The sequence below is a fragment of the Rhizobium sp. 62_C5_N11_2 genome (genome assembly GCF_051811185.1).
Taxonomy (GTDB): domain Bacteria; phylum Pseudomonadota; class Alphaproteobacteria; order Rhizobiales; family Rhizobiaceae; genus Rhizobium; species Rhizobium leguminosarum.
Genome location: NZ_JBPWPW010000001.1, coordinates 1031010 through 1050335 on the forward strand (window position 1 = coordinate 1031010; position 19326 = coordinate 1050335).

The window sequence follows — 19326 nt, forward strand, 5'->3', positions numbered from 1 at the left end:
CTATCGGATTGAAATCAATCAGGGTCTTTCAAAACGGCTCGCAGAACTCAAGGCGGTAACTGACATGAACTACCACGAAAACCTCTGGCTCTTCTTCACCCTTCTCTTTGGCATCATCATCGTGCCGGGTATGGACATGCTCTTCGTGCTCGCCAATTCGCTGACCGGCGGCGTCAAACGCGGGCTGGCGGCGACCGGCGGCATCATGGCCGGCGGCGCCGTGCATTCGGCCTATGGCGCAGCCGGCGTCGGCGTGCTCGTCACCATGCTGCCGCAGCTTTTCAACGTGCTGCTCTTTGCCGGCGTCGCCTACATGATCTGGATCGGCATTTCGCTGATCCGCAGTTCGATCACCGTCGAGGCGGTTGGCCCGGGAACGGCGCACTCCGGCTGGCGCGCCTTCCGCCAGGGCGCCGTCACCTGTCTCGTCAATCCGAAGGCCTATATCTTCATGTTTGCCGTCTACCCGCAGTTCCTCAGACCGGAACATGGCCCGATCTGGATGCAGGGGCTGATCATGGGCGTCATGACTGTCGTCACCCAGTTTGCCATCTACGGCACGCTGGCGATGACGGCCGGCCGCAGCCGCGACCTGCTCGTCGCCAACCCTGACGTCACGGCCTTTGTCGGCCGCTTCGCCGGACTGCTGCTGGTTGTCGTCTCCGCCTTCAGCCTCTGGCAGGGGTGGAAAAGCGCTTGAGCGCCACTGCATGTCGCCCGGAAGTGTGCAGCGGTTCCGGGATAACGACATGCATAAAAGCAGAGAACGGCCTATCACATTGTTTTTATGATGCTCCGGCAAAACGTGACTGCCAGGACGCATGGATTTTGTCATGCTCCCGGTGCAGATTGGCCTCCGGCCAGTTGGCCGAGGAGAAATGGAGAGGAATATGAATTGGAAAGCAGTAGCTGCCGCCGCAGCGATGGCCGGCATAGCCTTAGGTTCGGTGACCGCCGCCGACGGTACTCATGATTCGCGCATTGCGCTGATGAAGCAGATCGGCGGTTCGGCCGGCGCCCTGGCAGCCATCGCCAAGGGCACCAAGCCCTATGACGCCGAGGCGGTGAAGGCGGCGCTGACCACCATCGCCGCAACGGCCAAGGTCTTCCCCGACCAGTTCAAGCCGGGCACGGAGACCGGCGACGAAGAGGCGAGCCCGAAGATCTGGGAAAACATGGATGACTTCAAGGCGCGCGCCGCCAAGCTCTCCACCGACGCCGAAACCGCGCTGGCTCAGCTTCCGGCCGATGCAGCCGCCGTCGGCGCCACGGTCAACACGCTCGGCGCCAATTGCGGCGGCTGTCACAAGGCCTATCGCATCAAGGATTGATAGGCCGTTTGATCTGGAACTTGATACGCGACCCGCGCCGGCCTTGCCGCCGGCGCGGATCACCTTATTCTCCGCCCGTGTGGGCTGGTCGCAGAACCGCTCCAAGCAGGAAAATCTCGGTAAAGGGGAGGCGGAGCATGGTCCGCAGGTTCATCCGGTTACTGCTCTGTCTGATCGGCGTCGCCGTGCTTGGCGGCGGCGCCTTCTATCTCGTCACCGCACCCGATCCGCTGCCGGAGAGCCGTTGGGCCGGTCTCGGCGCGCCGGACCCGGCGAACGGTCAGATGGTTTTCTGGGCGGGCGGCTGTGTCAGCTGTCATGCAGCACCGGGTTCCGAAGGCGATGCAAAGCTGACGCTTGCAGGCGGCCTGGCGCTGAAGAGCCCTTTCGGCACCTTCCACGTGCCGAACATCTCACCCGATGAAAAGGCCGGCATCGGCGCCTGGACGCTCGCCGAATTCGGCAACGCGATGAAGCGCGGCGTCGGCCCGGGTGGCGAGCACCTCTACCCGTCCTTTCCCTACAGCTCCTATTCCCGCATGAGCGATAAGGACGTCAACGATCTCTTCGCCTTCCTGAAGACCCTGCCGAAGAGCGCAAATGTCGCGCCACAGCATGAGCTGCCGTTCCCCTTCAACATCCGGCTGGCGCTCGGCGGCTGGAAATTCCTCTATTTCAGCGACCAACCGCGCGTCGCGCTCGCCAAGAGCGACGACAAGATCAAGCGCGGGCAATATCTCGTCGAAGGCCCCGGTCATTGCGGCGAATGCCATACGCCGCGCGATGCGCTGGGCGGCTTCCAGGCGGATCAGTGGCTCGCCGGCGCCCCCAATCCGGAAGGCAAGGGCCGCATACCGGATATCACCCCGGCCTCCAAGAGCATCGGCGGCTGGAGCGAGGCCGATATCGCCAGCTACCTCGAAACCGGCTTCACCCCCGATTTCGATTCCGTCGGCGGCTCTATGGTCGATGTGCAGCAGAACATCGCCCATCTGCCGGCCGCCGACCGCGAGGCGATCGCCGCCTATCTGAAGGCCGTGCCGGGACGCTAAAGCATGTTGCGCAAAACTGCGCAGCGGTTTTGCGGCAACGACATGCGTAAAAACAAAGATCCAAAGCGCGTCGCATGAATCAAGTTTGATGCGACGCGCTTTAAGTGCGGTTGTGCCTGGCACCTTCGCAAGGTCCCACGCCTGCTTATAGGGAGGTGGGACCTGGCATCAGATCATAGGGATGGCGCCAGCCGGGCATCTTGCTGATACGATCTTTCCAGGCTGTGATAGCCGGGAAGGCGCTGTGATCTATCCCGGTTTCCTCCGGCATGAAGACGTAGCCCGCCAGAGAGAGGTCTGCGATCGTCAGTCGGTCGCCGACCATGAAGGCCTGGTGCGCCAGATGTTCGTCAACAATGGCATAGGCAGCTTTGGCCCTCAGTCTCAAAAACTCGACGACGGGCGTCTCGCCGCTCTTCTGAAGGCCATACATGAACCTCAGCGTTGCGTAGTAGCTCGTGAATTTATGGTTGTCGAAAAGAATCCAACGCATGATGTCACGCCGTTCTTCGACCGTCTGCGCCCCAAAGTGGCCTGTCACCTCTGACAAGTAGTCCAGGATGATCCCCGATTGGCTGATTTTCGTTTGCCCATGTTCGAGCACAGGCGCCTCGCCCTGTTCGTTTATGGTTTTTCGCCATTGTTCGGTTCGCGTTTCGCCGCCCAGATAATCAACGAAAATGCTTTCCCACTCGATGCCGGCAAGCGCAAAGAACAGCGCGACCTTGTAAGAATTCCCCGACAGAGCGAAACAATGGAGTTTGAAATCAGGCATGAAAGCTCCTTATGCAATTCGACAAAGCATGTCGCGCAATACTGTGCAGCCGTTTTGATGCGTTGAGCTTCGGCTCTTGCGAAAGCCGAACCTTCGAGCCGGTCACCCTAAGCGATCGACTGCATATAGCGCATGCCGGTCACCGGACGCGGGGTGAAATCCAGCTGTTCGTAGAAGCGGTGCGCCAGCACGTTTCCGGTGGCGGCGCTGACGGAGAGGTAGCCGCAGCCGGCATTGCGGGCGGTCTCGCGCGCCCGGTCGACGAGCAACTGGCCGGTGCCGTGACCGCGATGGCCGTCACGCACGAAGAGGTGGTGCAGGTCCATGCCGCGCTTGCCTTCCTGCGCCCTGTAGAGCGGCACGAGAATGGCGTAGCCGATCAGCCCTCCGCCGGTCTCGGCGACGAGCGCATTAATCCAGGGCAGCGGGCCGAAGAGGTCGCGCTCCAGCTGCTCCGCCGTCGTGCCTGCCGAATCGCCGTGATGGGCGGCAAGCAGGGCGATCATCTCGTTGAGTTCGGGCAGGTCGCGCGGCTTGGCGGCGCGGATCGTCACCACCGATGGGCGCATCAGTGAAATTTCGCTGTCTTCGATTTCGGTCATGGTCTTCGCGTCCTTTGATATTCTGCCGTCAGGACGCTGCCGATACAACAAAGCCGCCTGACGGCGGCTTGTTGACAATATGATCTTGTCCGGCCGCCCTTTACAGGTACAGCCAAAAATACGAGCGGCTCTGGTGCGCGTTTTTGATCATGGATCATAGATCGTCGGAAATGCGGGCTTTGTCAATGGCGGATCGGAGCCCATCACAGGCATTGAGCCCTGGCCTCACTCTTGATAGTATACCCCCCTATGCTATATGAGGACCCATCATGTCCCACACCACCCTGCAGAAAAAGAAGCTCGTCGCCCGCATCAGCCGCTTGAAGGGGCAGATGGAGGCGGTCGAGCGCGCCCTCGAGTCTGAGCGCCCTTGCGGCGAGATCCTGCAACTGCTCGCCTCCGTCCGCGGCGCGCTGACCGGGCTGACCGGCGAGGTGCTCGACGATCATCTGCGTGAGCACGTGCTGAATGCCGCCGACGATGCGGCAAGGGCGGAGGCGGTCGAGGACATATCGGAAGTGTTGAGAACCTATATGCGCTAGAGCAATTCCAGGAAAAGTGTGAAGCGATTTTCCCAGGCAAAGCGCGAAGCGATTTTGCCGGGAATTGCGTAAAAAACAAAAGCTTAGAGCGGTTTTGCGTTTTCATGAAACGCTGAAGCGCTGAACCGCTCTAAGCGCGATGACGAAGGAGCCTGTCATGAGTGTGGGAAGCGACAAAGCTGGAATCAATGCCCTGGAACATGATCATGTCTTCCTCGGCGCCGATCATACGCGCAACGAGCGGCGCATCTGGCTGGTGATCGCGCTGACGGCAGTGATGATGGTGGCGGAAATCGCCGCCGGCACCGTCTACGGCTCCATGGCCCTGGTCGCCGATGGCTGGCACATGTCGACCCATGCCAGTGCGCTGCTGATTTCGGCGCTCGCCTATCTCTTCGCCCGCCGGCAGGCACGCAATCCGCGTTTCACCTTCGGCACCGGCAAGCTCGGCGATCTCGCCGGCTTCGCCAGCGCTATCATCCTTGCCCTGATCGCCCTGCTGATGGCCTGGGAAAGCCTGCTGCGCCTTTCCAATCCCGTGCCGATCGGTTTTGCCCAGGCGATCGCCGTGGCGGTGATCGGCCTTGCCGTCAATCTGGCCAGCGCCTGGCTGCTGGCCGGCGGCGGCCATGTCGCGCATGGCGATCATGCGCACCATCATCATGGGCATGGCCATCACGCGCATCACAGTCATGGCAACCACGCCCATCCCGCGCATGGACATCGTCCGCACGGTCATGGCGACCATGCCCATCACGCAAAGACCGGCGACAACAATATCCGCGCCGCCTATCTGCATGTCATCGCCGATGCTTTGACCTCCGTGCTCGCCATCGCGGCGCTGACGCTCGGCAGCCTTTATGGCTGGCTCTGGCTCGATCCCCTGATGGGCATCGTCGGCGGTTTGGTGATCGCCAATTGGTCGTGGAGCCTGATGAAATCCTCCGGCGTCGTCCTGCTCGATGTCATTTCCGAAGGCGAGACGCTGCCGGCGGAGATCCGCGGCGCCATCGAGACGGAGGACGACCGGATCACCGATCTGCATGTCTGGCAGGTCGGCCCCGGCCATCATGCCGCAATTGTTGCCGTCCTTACCTCGAAGCCGCGCGATCCGGCCTTCTACAAGGGCAGGCTTTCGGCGTTGGAGGAATTGTCGCATGTAACGGTCGAGGTTACGCGCGCGGCGTGATCGGCGCGATCGGACGACAAAGGTCGCTCGACGGACGATTAACATCACCTTGGGGACGAGATGCCGCCGCAATCTCGCCTTAGCTCTGTCCTCCCGATTTGCCGGAGGATTTCATGGATCTCAGTCTAACCCGCCGCATGCTGATAGGCGCGGCATTGTGCCTGCCTGCGATGGGCTTGCCCGCGCTGGCGATTCCCGCCAATGCCCAGGAGGGGGCCAAGGAGAGTGCCGAGGAGGGCGACGACAACATCGAGCGCCGCCTTGCTGCGCTGGAAAAACGCACCGGCGGCCGCCTCGGCGTCTCGGTGCTCGACACTGAGACGAGCATCTCTTTCGGCTATCGCGGCAGCGAGGCCTTTCCGATGTGCAGTACCTTCAAGGCGCTGGCCGCCGCTTTCGTGCTTGCCCGTGCTGACAAGGGCGAGGAGAACCTCGATCGGCGGGTGACCTACGGCAAGGACAAGCTCGTCGATTATTCGCCGCTCAGCGAAAAACACGCCGGCACCGATGGCATGACCATTGCCGAACTCTGCGAGGCGGCGGTGACCGTCAGCGACAACACGGCCGGCAATCTGCTGCTCGAAAGTTTTGGCGGTCCGGCGGCGCTGACCGAATGGCTGCGCTCGATCGGTGACGGCACGACCCGCCTCGACCGCTCCGAACCGACGCTGAACGAGGGCCGAAAGGACGATCCGCGCGACACGACGACCCCGGATGCGATGCTCGACACGCTCGGCAATCTGACGCTCGGCTCGGTCCTCACTGAGGCCTCCTGCGACAGGCTGATCGCCTGGCTGGTGGCGAGCACGACAGGCAAGGAGCGGCTGCGGGCCGGCCTGCCGGCCGATTGGAAGGTCGGCGACAAGACCGGCACCGGGCCGAATGGCTCTCTCGGCGATATCGCTGTGATCTGGCCGCCGGATCGCGGTCCGATCGTCGCAGCCGTTTATATCAGTGAGACGACCGTGCCGGTGAAGGAACTCAACCCGGTCTTTGCCGAAGTCGGCCGCATGATCGTCGACATGGTGTGAATCATGAAAAATGCGGCGGAGAAGGCTCTCCGCCGCACCTCGGGTCAGGTTTTCCTGTGGCTCAGGCGGCGGTGATATCGTCTGCCGTCTTGGTGCCGTCATCCTCGATACCGGCCATCTCGCGCTTGATCTGCTCGGTGATTTCCTTCTCGATTGCGGCGCGTTGGTCGGCCGGCATGGCGGCCAGATCGGCCTCGGTCAGATCGTGCTGCTCGAGATAGCGGGCGCGGATATATTCCGCCGGCGTCATGTTGCCCCATTTGGAGAATTCGTCGACCAGGGCGGCATGCGCCGCACTCGCCGCCACTTCATCGTCGGAAGGCTGATTGATGTAGGGGCCTTCGCTGCTTTGCAGGGCCCACATGGTATTGGCGATCGAAGGCGGCGTGCTGCTGGGCTCGAGACCGGGCGCGGTATTGCGCGCAGTGCTGTCGAAGTCCGTCGTTTGCTGATTCTTGGATTTGGCCGACTGATCGAAAAGACCGCCGACCCCGTAATAATTGCGAATATTGCTAGAGATTTCCATAAAAACTCTCCCCGAAAAACGGGGAGAGAATGGCGATGCAACCATGCCTAGAGCTTGCGCCGCCTCCTTCTCGTGAGGAGAAGGGGCGCTCCCATCAAGGCAGCGTATAGGCGATCACGTAATCGCCGGGCGTGGTGCCGACCGAGCCGTGGCCGCCGGCGACCATGACGACATATTGCTTGTTATCATCAGTCTCATAGGTCATCGGCGTCGCCTGGCCGCCGGCGGGAAGCCGCGCCTGCCAGAGCTCTCGGCCATTCGTCACGTCATAGGCGCGCAGGTAGTTGTCGACCGCAGCCCCCAGGAAGGCGACGCCGCCCTTGGTCAGCATCGGTCCACCGATGCCGGGTACGCCCACCTTGAAGGGCAGGGGCAATGGCGTCATGTCGCGCACGGTGCCGTTCTTGTGCATATAGGCAATCTTGCCGGTGCGCAGGTCAACGCCCGCGACATAGCCCCATGGCGGCGCCTGGCAGGGGATTTTGAGCAGCCCGAGGAAGGGACCCATGAACACGCCGTAAGGCGCGCCGTCATTGCGGTTGAGCCCCTGTTCGCTGCCCTTCTCGTCCTGGCCTCTCGGCGGAATATCGGCGGCCGGCACCAGGCGCGAGGTGAAGGCGAGATAGGTCGGCATGCCGAACATGATCTGCCGCTCCGGATCCACCGCCACGCTGCCCCAGTTGAAGGTGCCGAAATTGCCGGGATAGACGATCGTCCCTTTGAGCGAAGGCGGCGTATAGCGGCCCTCATAGTAGTAGCGGTGGAAGTCGATGCGGCAGGCGAGCTGGTCGAACAGCGACACGCCCCACATGTCCTTTTCCTGAAGCGGCTCCGGCGAGAAGGTGAGGTCCGAGATCGGCTGCGTCGGCGAAGTATGATCGCCGGAGACCGCACCACCCGGCGCCGGGATTTCCTTGACCGGGATGATCGGCTCGCCGCTGCGCCGGTCGAGCACATAGAGATCGCCCTGCTTGGTCGGGCCGACCAGGGCCGGAACCACGGTGCCGTCCTGCTTCGTCAGGTCGATCAGCGCCGGCTGGGCCGGGACGTCCATGTCCCAGAGATCGTGATGCACCGTCTGGCGCACCCATCGCAACTGGCCGGTGGCGATATCGAGCGCGACGATCGAGGAGGAGAATTTCTCGACATTGTCGCTGCGGTTGATGCCGAGCTGGTCGGGCACCTGGTTGCCGAGCGGGATATAGACCATGCCGAGTGTCTCGTCGACGCTGAAGACCGACCAGCTGTTCGGCGAGTTGGTCGTATAGGTCTGGCCCTCGGTGATCGGCGTCGTCACGTCGGGATTGCCGGAATCCCAGTTCCAGACCAATGCGCCGGTATTGATGTCGAAGGCGCGGATGACGCCGGATTGTTCCTCAGTCGAATAGTTGTCGTTCACCGCCCCACCGACGATGATCTTGCCCGCCACCGCGACCGGCGGCGAGGTGGAATAGTAATAGCCGGCCGGATTGTAGCGCATGCCGGTTTCCAAATGCAGCACGCCCTGGTCGGCAAAGCTGGTGCAGACCTTCCCGTCTGCCGCATCGAGCGCGATCAGCCGGGCATCGGATGTCGGCAGGTAGACGCGTTCGGCGCAGGGCTGGCCGGCGGCAACGGTTGGATCGGCATAATAGGTGACGCCACGGCAGGTCTGATGCTGCCGGTCGGGGTTCATGCCGGAGTTGGCGTCGTATTTCCATTTCTCCTTGCCGGTCTTGGCGTCGAGCGCGATCGCCCAGTTGTGCGGCGTGCAGAGATAGAGCGTGTCCTTCACCTTGAGCGGCGTCACCTGATAGGTCGTCTCGCTGATATCCTCCGGCCGTTTGACGTCGCCGGTCTGGTATCGCCACGCTTCCTTGAGAGTGGAAACATTCTGGGCTGTGATCTGGTCGAGCGGCGAATAGCGCTGGCCGAAAGGCGTGCGGCCATATTGATGCCATTCGCCATCCGGCACGCTGCCCCCGAAGGCGGGATTGGCGGCGACCATGTCCTTGGGCAGTTCGCCGGCAAGATCATGCGGGTCAGTCGTCATCGAATAAAGGGCGACGAGGATGGCGAGGATGACAGGCACGGCGAGCGGCCAGGGGTTGGCGGCGTAGGTGATGCCCGTCGGGCTGCGCAGGCCGAGCGGCCGGCGGATCCATGGTGTCAGCAGCCAGAGCCCGAGCAGGATGATCATGCCGCCGCGCGGGCCGAGCTGCCACCAGTCGAAGCCAACCTCCCAGATCGCCCAGGCGAGTGCTGCGACGACGAGCACCGCATAGACCCAGAGCGCCACCGCCTTGCGCATCAGAAGCAGACCGGCGGTAATCACGAACATCAGCCCGGCAAACAGATAGAAGACGCTGCCGCCGAGCGTGACGAGCCAGAGCCCGCCACCGCCGAGTGCCAGCCCGATGATGATGAAGAAGATGGAGGTGACGATGATCGCCATAAGGCAGTCTCCCGCTGAGGTTAGCCGGGGTGAAGGATCGGCGGAAAAGCCCCGCCGATCAGGCAGATAGCGCGAGGCAGATGCCTTTCAACGGCCACATTTGCCGCAGGGCGCGGATGCACCGAACGGCGCGTCAGGCCGGATGGAAGCGGATCGCTGTGGCGCAAATGTCCCACCAAAACGGGCGAGAGCGCTCGTTACGTTCCGCAGAAGGTCGCAAGCACCCGTTCGTCCGGCTTCGGTGGCTCCCTATAAGCGGCAAAGCCTGGCTGATCCTCATAGGGTTTCGAAAGCACGCTCAGCAGCGCCTCGAACAGCGAGAAATCCCCGTCCTCGACGGCAGCCTTGATCGCCTGTTCGACCCGGTGATTGCGCGGAATGAAGGCCGGATTGACGCCGCGCATGGCAATGGTGCGCTCAGTGGCCGTCTGCGGATCGCGGGACAATCTCTCGCGCCACTGCGTGAGCCAGGGGCCGCAGGCATCCGCTTCGCGGAAACTTGCCGCAAATGCGGGCGCTGCGACGTCATCGCCGGCAAGATCCGATAGCCGCCGGAAGGTCAGGGTGAAATCGGCGCCCTGCGCCTGCATCAGTGACAGCAGCGCCTGCACCAGTTCGAGATCGCCGTCCTCTTCACCGGCAAGGCCGATCTTTTCGCGCATGCCGGCCAGCCAATGCGCCTGGAACCGTTCGCCGTAACTCTTTATCACCACATTGGCCTTGTCGACCGCGCTGTCGGGCTCGGCGTCGATCAGCGGCAGCAGCGTTTCGCCGAGCCTTGCGAGGTTCCATTGGCCGATGCCGGGCTGGTTGGCATAGGCGTAACGGCCATGCTGGTCGATCGACGAGAAGACGGTCGCCGGATCATAGGTATCCATGAAGGCGCAGGGGCCGAAATCGATCGTCTCGCCGGAGACGGTCATATTATCCGTGTTCATCACGCCATGGATGAAGCCCACATGCAGCCAGCGGGCAATCAGCGCCGCCTGGCGTTCGGAGACCGCTTCGAAGAGCGAGAGATAGGGGGTTTCAGCCTCTTTCAATGCGGGATAGTGCCGGTCGATCACATAGTCGGCCAGAGCCCGCACGCCGTCGGTATCGCCCCTGGCCGCGAAGTACTGGAACGTGCCGACTCTGACATGGCTGGCCGCGACGCGGGTGAAGACCGCGCCCGGCAGCACCTCTTCGCGATAAACCGGCTCGCCTGTCGTCACCGCCGCCAGCGCCCGCGTGGCGGGAATGCCGAGCGCAAACATTGCCTCGCTGATGATATATTCGCGCAAGACCGGCCCGATTGCCGCCCGCCCGTCGCCGCGGCGCGAAAAAGGCGTCGGTCCGGCGCCCTTCAGCTGGATATCGTAGCGCTTGCCGCTGCGGTCGACGACCTCGCCGAGAAGGATCGCCCGCCCATCACCGAGCTGCGGCGAGAAGCCGCCGAACTGATGCCCGGCATAGGCCATCGCCAGCGGTTCGGCCCCTTCGGGAAGGAGATTTCCGGAAAAGATCGCCGCGCCATCGCGGCGCAAGGCCTCGACGTCAAGCCCGAGCTCGGTGGCAAGCGGCTCGTTGAGCTTGATCAGCCAGGGCTCCGCCACCGCAGTCGGCGCTTGCGCCGCAAAGAAGTGCGGCGGCAAACCGACATAGCTGTTGTCGAACGGAAAGGCCGCACCGGGCCGATTTTGCTGCAGGGCGGAGGTCATAGTTCATAGGTAGGGTTGGCTTGCCTGCCGCGCAAGCCGGTTCTGCCGCCTGTCTGATCTGCAACGGGTTGCAGACGCTGCATCGCGTCGATCGTCGATTGGCGGACGCTTATCGCCGTGATCGCAAAATCGCTTCTGCAGCCTCGACGAAGCCAACTCCGCCCGGTCCATCTGTGATCCATACCGGTGGTGTAGGCATCTCAGGGAGATAGTCGACAACCGTGCTCACGCCCACCGTATGCCGGAAGAAACTGAACATTGGCGCATCGTTGGTCGAGTCACCCGCATAGAGCACCGCGTCGCGATCGGTCTCGACATCCAGATCATAGGCCTGCTTGAGTATCCTCTTGGCCATCGAGAGCTTGTTGTATCCGCCGAGCCAAGCGAGAAGCCAAAGATTGTTGACTGTTACATCAGCGCCTGCCGCGGCCAATCTGGCAAGGATTGTTTCTCGCAAATCCGAATCTTCTGGTTTGGCGAAAGCAAGGCTGGTCATGCGAAAGGGGTGATCTTCCGCCAGTTGCGCCCTCGGCAAGGCCACTCGGATTTCTTCCTCAATCGCACGCAGTCGCCGTGTAACATCCTCGCGATCCGCGTCAGAATGCCAGAACGAGCGCTTGGTGCCGTGCCCATTTGCATTGCGCCGAAAATAGAAGCCGCCGTTCTCGCCAATGACTCCATCGACCGGCCACATTCGCGCCATCTGATCGCACCATCCAGCAGGAGCTGCGGTCACCGGAATGACGATCACGCCGGATTGCTGGAGACGTTCCAACGCAGTGTAAGTGGCGGCAGCAAGCCGGCCGCGATAGGTCAACGTCTCATCCATGTCGGTAAGGACAAAACGCACGCTCTTAAATTCAAAGGCGCTTGCTGTATTCAGGGGCTTCATTGTCAGTTCTTTCCTCGTCAGACGGTAAAGCTGCCTATCACGCACTTGATCCGGCAAGCATGGATCGCAGGTCATTGACTTGATTCATCGGGGCACCTCCGTTGCTCAGAAAACCAGCGGTGATGGACTCACCGTCCGCCCGTCGCTTCTTCACCCCTAAGACCTCACGAAGAACAGACCCATGCAAGGAATCGTGATCTGCCTTTACCTCTCGTCAAAGCAGCTTTGCCATAAACGACATAGCGCCGCCATGATCGCAGGCGTATAGCAAATCGTCTCCCCTTGGCTTCGCGCCATGTCATCCCCCGCGGCCTTGCTGCCTTGTGTGCTCCGCCGCGCCACCGCGAGTGATCCCGGACGATGTCGGATCAGATTTACCAGGCGCCGATGGTTCGGCGCGCCACACCCAATTTCCGGGTGATCGCGATGATTGTCGCGAGTGCGATGCTGATGGAAAATATCGATGCGACCGTGCTTGCGACCGCGCTGCCGACCATGGCACGTGATTTCGGGGTCAGCGCCCCGGCCATGTCGATCGCCTTGACCTCCTATCTCTTGAGCCTTGCGATCTTCATTCCGGCAAGTGGCCGGATGGCCGATAGTTTCGGCTCCCGCACCGTTTTCCGCTCGGCCATCGCCGTCTTCGTCGTCGGCTCCATCCTCTGTGCCCTGGCGCCGACGCTGTCCTTCCTGGTGCTGGCGCGGCTGCTGCAGGGCATCGGCGGCGCGATGATGATGCCGGTCGGGCGCCTGGTGCTGATGCGCAGCGTCGACCGCAAGGATATGGTCAGCGCCATGTCCTGGCTGCTCGTGCCGGCGCTGATCGGCCCGATCGTCGGCCCGCCGCTCGGCGGCTTCATCGTCACTTATCTCGACTGGCGCTGGATCTTTTATATCAATGTGCCGATCGGCATCATTGGCATGATCTTCGTCTCGATCTACATCGACGAGGTCAAGGGCAAGGCAGGCGGTCCGTTCGATACGATCGGCTTCATTCTTTCCGGCGTCTCGCTCGGCTCGCTGCTCTTCGGCTTCGAAATGTCGAGCCATGAGGGCGAGGGTGCGTTTTCGATCTTCCTGATCGCACTTGGCCTGCTCTTCGGCATCGCCTATCTCAGACATGCCCGCAAGCACCCGTCGCCGATCATGGATTTCTCGCTGATGAAGGTGCCGAGCTTTGGCACGTCGGTCATTGCCGGTTCGCTGACGCGCATCACGCAAGGAGCGCAGCCCTTCCTGCTGCCGCTGCTCTTCCAGATCGGCTTCGGCCTGTCTGCCGCCGCGGCCGGCCAGATCATCATCGCGACCGCGCTTGGCGCTCTCGCCATGAAGCCGATGGCGAAATTTGTCTTCCGCCGGCTGGGCTTCCGCAGGAGCCTCATCCTCAACGGCATCCTCGGGACGATCGGCTATGGCCTTTGTGCCGCCTTCCGGCCGGACTGGCCGATGCCGCTGGTCTTTGTCGTCCTGGTGCTCAGCGCCTTCTTCCTGTCGTTCCAGTTCACCGCCTATAACACCATTGCCTATGACGAGATCAGCAAGGAGCGGATGAGCTCGGCCACGAGCTTCTACACCACCTTCCAGCAGCTGATGCTGTCGCTCGGCATCTGCATCGGCGCCTTGGCGCTGCACGGCTCCATGGCGTTCAATGGCGCCGAGACGCCGGCCCTTGGCGATTTCTCGGCAGCCTTCATCGTCGTCACGATCATCTCGATCACCGCGACCTTCTGGAACCTGCGCTTCTCGCCGACTGCCGGCGAGGAGATCACCGGCTACAAGGCCAAGCAGACGAAAGGCGCCGTCGCCAAAGGCTGACACCGCCTTTCCCTTCGTCAGAAGCCGACCGGCTCCCGCGGCTGCCTGCGTCGAAAGGGCCGGCCCTCGCGCCGGTCTGCCTCGAGCCCGTAGGTTATCGGGCCGGGCAAGCCCCCGAAGGCGAGATCACTATCCCGCAGCGCCACCTCCACGGCTGCCTCAGGCTCGGTGCGCCTCTGCCGTCCCGTGATCACAAGCCACAGATCGTGCCAGCGGCGCTCACGCATCATCGTGCCCCCAATCGTCATTCTCTCCTCCCTCTCAGGTCGTTACGCCGCCTGCGGCAGGCATGCCTCGCAGATCGCCGCGACATGGCGGTGGTCGGTGCCGCAGCAGCCGCCAAGCACGCGCACCGCAGGCATGCGGTCGATGAGCTTGCGGTAGCGGCGGCCGAGATCTTCGGGATCGCCCGCATCCAGCGTTTCGCTATTGTCCAACTGCTCATGGCTCATGGTCGAGGCATTGGCGCGGATGCCGGAAATGCGCTTCACCCAGCCGCTTCCAGGATCGAGCGCTGTTTCGAAATGCGTCGGATGGGCGCAGTTGATCATGTAATAGGCCGGCGCACCGCCGGTCGCCGCATCCGTCGTCTCGATGGCGTCCTGAATGCTGCGGCCCGTCACCAGCCGGCCATCCGTCTCCAGCGTGAAGGAGATGGCCGAGGGCATGCCGAGCGACTGTGCCGCCCGCGCCACGCCGATCGCCTCGTCGATGTTGGTCAGCGTGAAGGCGCTCACCATATCGGCTTCGGTGCCGGCAAAAGTGCCGATCTGGAAGGCGTGGTAGTCTTCCGCTTCGACCGCATCCATGAAGCCTGCCTTGTAGCCGTCGCCGCGCGGGCCGATCGCCCCGCTGATGACGATCGGCTGCTCCGGCCGCTCATAAGCGCTGCGTAAGCCGACGAGCAGGTCGACGGCCTCCTCGTTGACCGCCTTCAGGGCTTCGCTGGTATAGCCGAGCTTCTGTCCCCAGTCCGGATTGGCTCGCCATGTGGCGGTGTCGAGCACGAAGCCCGTGCCGTGCCGCCGGGCGATATCGAGATAGCGGCGATAGTAATTCCGCATGCGCTGCCGCCCGTCTTCGGAAGACAGCAATATGAAGGCGGCGAAATGCGGAAGCTCGATCCCTTCCTGGAAGATCATCGTCGTTTCCATGCCGCCATCGGTAATGAAGGTGCCGCCTTTGAGCTGCGGCAAACCATTTCTGTACTTTGCCATTGTTGAAGCCTCTCCCTCGCGGCGCCCGATTGGCTGCCGTCGATGAATGATGTTCTGGCGCTTAATCGGCTGCCAAACTAGACGACTTGCGGTATACTCCAGGTGGTTTTGGTTTTTGCCGATTGATATCAATTGCTTGCTTCAACCGATGCTGCCGGGGGCGCAAGCAAGCCTGAAGGTGCGGCGCCAAAAACTGTACCGTCGGTACAGGAGGGGACATGCGAAAGGGCGAGGAAACGCGGACCCGCATCCTCGATGTGGCCGAAGCGGCAGTCTTGCAGAAGGGTTTCGGCGGCACATCCATCGAGGAGCTGATCGCCGAGACCGGCATCACCAAGAGCGGCTTCTTCTATCATTTCAGAGACAAGAACGAGCTCGCCAAGGCGCTGCTCAACCGTTACATCGAAAATGACGAGCGCATCTACGACGAGATCTTCAGCCGCGCGCGCGATCTGGTCGACGATCCGCTGCAGTCCTTCCTGCTCGGCCTGAAGCTGCTGTCCGAATTGCTCTCCGACCTGCCGAACGGCCATCCGGGCTGCCTTGTGGCGGGCATCTGCTATTACGAGCGGCTGTTCGACCGCGAGATACAGGAGATCAACCGGAATGCGGTGCTTGCCTGGCGGCGCCGCTTCGGCCGCATGATCCGGGAAATCGTGGCCGTCTATCCGCTGCGCGAACCCGTCGACGTCGACCAGCTTGCCGACATGGTGTCCTCAGTCCTGGAAGGCGGCATCGTTTTGTCGAAGACGCTGAAGGAGCCGAACACGCTGGCCGAACAGGTGCTGATGCTCCGCACCTTCGTGAAGATGCTCTTCCTGCCGGTGGCGGAGATGCCGAGGGCGTCGAGCGGTTCAGCCTTTCATGGAGGCGCAGAGCCGCACTAGCTTTTTGGGCGTCAGTCCTTGCCTTCCATCGCCGCGGCCATTTCCGCGAGCTTGCGCACGGTGTTGAGATTGCGCGACGTTCCAGTCTTCAGCGCCGGCAGCTTCAGCTTCGAGCGGCCGGAGCCGTTGGGATAATGCACGTAGATTTCCCGGCCGGCGAGTTTCGCCTCCTCGCCGTCGGGCGCCACCATCTTTTCCAGCGCATCGCCGGGCGGCTTTTCGGGCAGGAAGTAGACCAGCAGGAAGTTCGGCTTGGCCTTGGGGAAGGGTGCGTCGGCGGCAAGCTTGTCGAGTTCTTTGCGGCTGCGCACCGTCACGCCTGGGCGTTTGCCCATCGTCTTGCCGAGCGCCTCGTCGAGCCGCTCCTCCACCGTCTTTTCCGCCTCATCCGAGCGGAAAAGCACGTTGCCGCTCTGGATGTAGGTCTTCACGTCGGAAAAGCCGAGGCCTTCGCATATCGCCTTCAGTTCGGCCATCGGCAAAGAGCCGGTGCCGCCGACATTGACGGCGCGGAGCAATGCAACAAAGACCGTCATCGGCTCCTCCGAATCCTTTACATCTTGCCGGCAACCTTGATTGCAAACGCATACTCAAAGGCAATCTCTTCCAGCCGTTGGAAGCGGCCCGAGGCGCCGCCATGGCCGGCGTCCATGTTGGTCTTGAGCAGGATCGGCGCGTCGCCCGTCGTCTTGTCGCGCAGCTTCGCCACCCACTTGGCCGGCTCCCAATAGGTGACGCGCGGGTCGGTCAGGCCGCCGAGCGCCAGGACCGGCGGATAGGCCTTTGCGCCGACATTGTCATAGGGCGAGTAGGATGCGATCTGCTCGTATTCTTCCTTGCTGTCGATCGGATTGCCCCATTCCGGCCATTCCGGCGGGGTGAGCGGCAAAGTGTCGTCGAGCATGGTGTTGAGCACGTCGACGAAGGGAACGGCGGCGATGAGGCCGGCAAACTTCTCCGGCGCCATGTTGGCAACCGCACCCATCAGCATGCCGCCGGCCGATCCGCCCTCGGCGATGATCTTCGCGTAAGAGGTGAACTTCTGTTGATTCAGATAGTCGGCCGCTGCGACGAAGTCCCTGAAGGTGTTCGTCTTTTTGTCCATCTTGCCGTCTTCGTACCAGGAAAATCCCTTGTCCTTGCCGCCGCGGATATGGGCGATGGCATAGACGAAGCCGCGGTCGGCGAGCGACAGGCAATTGGTGTTGAAGCCGGCCGGAATGGTGATGCCGTAGGCGCCATAGCCGTAGAGCAGGCAGGGCGCGCTGCCGTCGAGTGGGGTATCCCTACGATAGAGCAGGGTGACCGGCACCTTCTCGCCGTCCCACGCCGGAGCGAAGACGCGGCGGGTGACGTAGTCGTCGGGATTGTGACCGGACGGCACTTCCTGCGTCTTCAACAGCGTGCGCTCGCGCGTCACCATGTTGTAGTCATAGAGCTGCGACGGTGTCGTCATCGAGGAATAGGAGAAGCGGATGATATCGGTGTCGTATTCCGCCGCGCCCTGCAGCCCCAGCGAATAGGCTTCCTCGGCAAAGGCGATCGCATGTTCCTCGCCGGTCTTGCGGTCGCGGATCATGATCTGTGGCAGCCCGTCCTTGCGCTCCAGCCACAGGAGATGGCGGGCATAGGCCATGTGGCTGATAACAAGCGTGCCGGGCTTGTGGGCGACCACTTCGCGCCAGTTTTCCTTCACCGGATTGTCGACCGGCGCTTCCATGATCTTGAAATCCTTGGCGCCGCCGTCATTGGTGAGGATGTAGAAGACGTCGCCGCCCTCGGTCAGCGAATATTCGATGCCTTCCTCGCGCGCCGCCACCAGCTTCGGCTCGGCGGTCAAGTCCTTGGTCGACAGCAGCCGGTATTCGCTGGTCTCGTGGTCGTGGATGTCGATATAGATGACATCGTCGAGCAGCGAGCCGCCGACCCCCATGAAGAAGCCGGCATCGGCTTCCTCATAGACCAGCCGGTCTTCCGACTGCGGCTGGCCGAGAATGTGGTGGAACACCTTCGACGGCCGGTGGTTCTCGTCGAGCGCCGAATAGAAGAAGCTCTTGCCGTCGGGCGCCCAGACGCCGCCGCCGCCGGTATTCTCGATCCGGTCCTCGAGGTCTTGCCCGGTCTGGAGGTCGCGCACCTTCAGCGTGAAGAACTCCGAACCCTTGTCGTCATAACCCCAGATGCCACGGTTGTGGTCGCTCGTATGGTCGAGGCCGGCGAGGCGGAAATAGGCCTTGCCGGCCGCCTCCTTGTCACCGTCGAGCAGCACTGTGCGGATCGTCTCGTCGGCGACATTGCCGTCGCGGGCGATGCGGAAATAACGCGGCTGTTCGCCGCCGGTGACATAGAAGGTGCCGTAGGCATAGGCGCCGTCCTTCATCGGCACCGAGCTGTCGTCTTCCTTGATGCGGCCGCGCATTTCGGAAAACAGCACCTTCTGCAGCGGCTTGGTGTCCTCCATCGCCGCGTTCATATAGGTGTTTTCAGCGTCGAGATGGCGGCGGATCTCGGGATCGAGGATCGACGGATCCTTGAACATCGCCTGCCAGTTGTCGGCGCGCAGCCAGGCATAGTCGTCCGTGCGGGTGATGCCGTGGCGCGTATCGGAGGTGGGCTTCTTCGGTGCGGCAGGCGGGGTCGGCAGGCTCTTGAAAGCGGACAAGGAATGGCTCCGGTGGGAATGTCGGGTTGGCAAGAGATAGAGGCGCACTGGTCCCGGATCAAGCGGCAAGGGTGTGGCAAGGGCGCGGATGACCTTCCACAGACAAGGAGGACGCTTTGCCCGCCTTGCCTTGATGTCACCACAATATTTAAGAAAGTCCGCTCTCGTCGCGCGAAATTTGCACGTGCCAAGCCTCCGGCAAGCCGCCTGTGGCAGGGTGAAGAATGGACAACAGCAAGGGATTTTCTCCGCAATGCCGAAACGTCTGCTCCTGTTTGTATCCCTCGCAAGCCTCGCTGCCCCCGCCTTTGCCGTCGATCCCGCCATCAAGAAGCAACTGGAAAAACTCGATCCCTCGACCCGCCTGGAACAGAGTTGCGACACAGAGGCGATGAGCCGCATCAACAAGGACAGCACCGGCTTCAAGCCCGACAAGGTGATCGCCTACACCTTCAAGGACCCGATCCCCGGCGACAATTCGCTGGACGCGCCGGGTGCCGTCTTCCGCAGCAAGGGCGACTGGTATCATCTCTCCTACAATTGCATCACCGGTCCGCAGCATATCAACGTGCGCGAGCTCAATTATGAGATCGGCGAGAAGGTGCCGCGCGAGAAGTGGGACAAGTATTATCTCTATGATTGATGCTGCCCTGTCCGTCCAGGCGGCTGCG

19 protein-coding genes are annotated in these 19326 nt (G+C 62.2%); 9 read left to right on the plus strand and 10 right to left on the minus strand.

Annotated features, from left to right (window positions below):
- The first annotated feature begins 64 nt into the window (after positions 1 to 64).
- The 3 genes from AB8B31_RS05230 (at position 65) to AB8B31_RS05240 (ending at position 2383) form a co-directional block, all read left to right on the plus strand.
- A complete protein-coding gene (locus AB8B31_RS05230) occupies positions 65 to 700 on the plus strand; it encodes a LysE family translocator (protein ID WP_439007400.1) in 636 nt (211 codons plus the stop codon).
- Positions 701 to 890: 190 nt separating this feature from the next.
- Complete coding sequence (locus AB8B31_RS05235; protein WP_018241227.1) at positions 891 to 1331, plus strand: c-type cytochrome; 441 nt, start codon at positions 891 to 893, stop codon at positions 1329 to 1331.
- Positions 1332 to 1468: 137 nt separating this feature from the next.
- Entirely contained in the window at positions 1469 to 2383 is a 915-nt protein-coding gene (locus tag AB8B31_RS05240; protein WP_018241228.1) for a cytochrome c, read from the plus strand.
- 145 nt (positions 2384 to 2528) lie between these two features.
- On the opposite strand, the gene AB8B31_RS05245 is transcribed toward AB8B31_RS05240, so the two are convergent.
- On the minus strand, positions 2529 to 3158 hold the full coding sequence (locus tag AB8B31_RS05245; protein WP_018241229.1) for a glutathione S-transferase family protein: 630 nt from the start codon (positions 3156 to 3158) through the stop codon (positions 2529 to 2531).
- A 107-nt stretch (positions 3159 to 3265) separates the two neighbouring features.
- Complete coding sequence (locus AB8B31_RS05250) at positions 3266 to 3760, minus strand: GNAT family N-acetyltransferase (RefSeq protein WP_018446273.1); 495 nt, start codon at positions 3758 to 3760, stop codon at positions 3266 to 3268.
- A 269-nt stretch (positions 3761 to 4029) separates the two neighbouring features.
- Between AB8B31_RS05250 and dmeR the strand changes: the two genes are divergently transcribed.
- The 3 genes from dmeR (at position 4030) to bla (ending at position 6522) form a co-directional block, all read left to right on the plus strand.
- On the plus strand, positions 4030 to 4302 hold the full coding sequence (gene dmeR, locus AB8B31_RS05255; protein ID WP_018241231.1) for a Ni(II)/Co(II)-sensing transcriptional repressor DmeR: 273 nt from the start codon (positions 4030 to 4032) through the stop codon (positions 4300 to 4302).
- A 157-nt stretch (positions 4303 to 4459) separates the two neighbouring features.
- Positions 4460 to 5491: a CDF family Co(II)/Ni(II) efflux transporter DmeF gene (gene dmeF, locus AB8B31_RS05260; protein ID WP_439007401.1), complete on the plus strand. Its 1032-nt coding sequence runs from the start codon at positions 4460 to 4462 to the stop codon at positions 5489 to 5491.
- 113 nt (positions 5492 to 5604) lie between these two features.
- Complete coding sequence (bla, locus tag AB8B31_RS05265; protein ID WP_182565361.1) at positions 5605 to 6522, plus strand: class A beta-lactamase; 918 nt, start codon at positions 5605 to 5607, stop codon at positions 6520 to 6522.
- 61 nt (positions 6523 to 6583) lie between these two features.
- On the opposite strand, the gene AB8B31_RS05270 is transcribed toward bla, so the two are convergent.
- The 4 genes from AB8B31_RS05270 to AB8B31_RS05285 form a co-directional block, all read right to left on the minus strand.
- Positions 6584 to 7048, minus strand: coding sequence for a hypothetical protein (locus tag AB8B31_RS05270; protein ID WP_182565360.1), 465 nt, complete (start codon positions 7046 to 7048; stop codon positions 6584 to 6586).
- Between the two features lie 94 nt (positions 7049 to 7142).
- Positions 7143 to 9482 carry a glucose/quinate/shikimate family membrane-bound PQQ-dependent dehydrogenase gene (locus AB8B31_RS05275; protein WP_028733854.1) on the minus strand — a complete coding sequence of 780 codons (2340 nt, stop codon included), beginning with the start codon at positions 9480 to 9482 and terminating at the stop codon, positions 7143 to 7145.
- Positions 9483 to 9679: 197 nt separating this feature from the next.
- Positions 9680 to 11182 (minus strand): protein adenylyltransferase SelO, encoded by a 1503-nt coding sequence (locus tag AB8B31_RS05280; RefSeq protein ID WP_439007402.1) that lies wholly within the window; start codon positions 11180 to 11182, stop codon positions 9680 to 9682.
- Between the two features lie 109 nt (positions 11183 to 11291).
- Positions 11292 to 12074, minus strand: coding sequence for an HAD-IIB family hydrolase (locus AB8B31_RS05285; RefSeq protein ID WP_018446267.1), 783 nt, complete (start codon positions 12072 to 12074; stop codon positions 11292 to 11294).
- Between the two features lie 360 nt (positions 12075 to 12434).
- Between AB8B31_RS05285 and AB8B31_RS05290 the strand changes: the two genes are divergently transcribed.
- Complete coding sequence (locus tag AB8B31_RS05290) at positions 12435 to 13889, plus strand: DHA2 family efflux MFS transporter permease subunit (protein ID WP_047619664.1); 1455 nt, start codon at positions 12435 to 12437, stop codon at positions 13887 to 13889.
- Between the two features lie 17 nt (positions 13890 to 13906).
- On the opposite strand, the gene AB8B31_RS05295 is transcribed toward AB8B31_RS05290, so the two are convergent.
- Positions 13907 to 14137 (minus strand): hypothetical protein, encoded by a 231-nt coding sequence (locus AB8B31_RS05295; RefSeq protein ID WP_047619666.1) that lies wholly within the window; start codon positions 14135 to 14137, stop codon positions 13907 to 13909.
- 21 nt (positions 14138 to 14158) lie between these two features.
- Positions 14159 to 15106 (minus strand): homocysteine S-methyltransferase family protein, encoded by a 948-nt coding sequence (locus tag AB8B31_RS05300; RefSeq protein ID WP_047619670.1) that lies wholly within the window; start codon positions 15104 to 15106, stop codon positions 14159 to 14161.
- 218 nt (positions 15107 to 15324) lie between these two features.
- Here AB8B31_RS05300 and AB8B31_RS05305 point away from each other — a divergent pair, with 218 nt between their 5' ends.
- Positions 15325 to 15993, plus strand: coding sequence for a TetR/AcrR family transcriptional regulator (locus tag AB8B31_RS05305; RefSeq protein WP_018241240.1), 669 nt, complete (start codon positions 15325 to 15327; stop codon positions 15991 to 15993).
- An 11-nt stretch (positions 15994 to 16004) separates the two neighbouring features.
- Here the strand turns inward: AB8B31_RS05305 and AB8B31_RS05310 are convergent, their stop codons facing one another.
- Positions 16005 to 16529: a DUF1697 domain-containing protein gene (locus AB8B31_RS05310; RefSeq protein ID WP_047619674.1), complete on the minus strand. Its 525-nt coding sequence runs from the start codon at positions 16527 to 16529 to the stop codon at positions 16005 to 16007.
- Positions 16530 to 16546: 17 nt separating this feature from the next.
- Positions 16547 to 18655 carry a S9 family peptidase gene (locus AB8B31_RS05315; RefSeq protein ID WP_047619675.1) on the minus strand — a complete coding sequence of 703 codons (2109 nt, stop codon included), beginning with the start codon at positions 18653 to 18655 and terminating at the stop codon, positions 16547 to 16549.
- 253 nt (positions 18656 to 18908) lie between these two features.
- Between AB8B31_RS05315 and AB8B31_RS05320 the strand changes: the two genes are divergently transcribed.
- Positions 18909 to 19298, plus strand: a complete 390-nt coding sequence (locus tag AB8B31_RS05320) for a DUF930 domain-containing protein (protein WP_003557772.1) — start codon at positions 18909 to 18911, stop codon at positions 19296 to 19298.
- The last annotated feature ends 28 nt before the right edge of the window (positions 19299 to 19326 follow it).